The organism is Streptomyces sp. NRRL F-6492 (assembly GCF_001280125.1).
GTDB lineage: Bacteria > Actinomycetota > Actinomycetes > Streptomycetales > Streptomycetaceae > Streptomyces.
The window spans coordinates 1-685 of sequence record NZ_LGEG01000125.1 but is presented as its reverse complement, the minus strand read 5'-3'; the positions used below and the strand labels follow the sequence as shown (position 1 = coordinate 685).

Here is a 685-nt window from a genome sequence, read left to right as displayed (position 1 = left end):
CTCGCGACGAGTCGGGAGCCGTTGGGGGTGCCGGGGGAGGTGGTGCGGCCGTTGGGTCCGTTGCCGGTGGGGGTGGCGTTGCGGTTGCTGGGGGAGCGGGGTGCGGCGGCGCGGCCGGGGTTCTCGGTGGGGGAGGACCGGGAGGCGGCGGAGGAGGTGTGCCGTCGGCTGGACGGGTTGCCGTTGGCGATCGAGTTGGCGGCGGCGCGGTTGCGGATGTTGTCGGTGCGGCAGGTGGCGGAGCGTCTGGACGATCGTTTCCGGTTGTTGACGGCGGGGGCGCGGACGGTGTTGCCGCGTCAGCAGACGTTGCGGGCGGTGGTGGACTGGTCGTGGGACCTGCTCGACGGTCCGGAGCGGGTGGTGCTGCGGCGGCTGGCGGTGTTCGCGGGCGGGTGTGATCTGGGGGCGGCGGAGGAGGTGTGCGCGGACGGGGCGGGTCCGGACGTGCTGGAGGTGCTGGGTGCGCTGGTGGACAAGTCGCTGGTGGTGGCGGGTCCGGTGGACGGCGGGATGCGGTACCGGCTGCTTGAGACGGTGGCGGAGTACGCGCGGGAGCGGCTGGTGGAGGCGGGGGAGCGGGGGGAGGTGGAGCGGCGGCACCTGGCGTACTACCGGGAGCTGGCGCGCCGGACCGATCCGGAGCTGCGGGGGCCGGGGCAGGTCGCCGCCATCGCCCGCTTCG

General features: G+C 75.0%; 1 protein-coding gene. It reads left to right on the top strand.

What is annotated here, in order from left to right:
* Positions 1 to 685 (top strand): ATP-binding protein (locus ADL08_RS11720; RefSeq protein ID WP_420709597.1); only part of this gene is annotated, 685 nt, incomplete at both ends.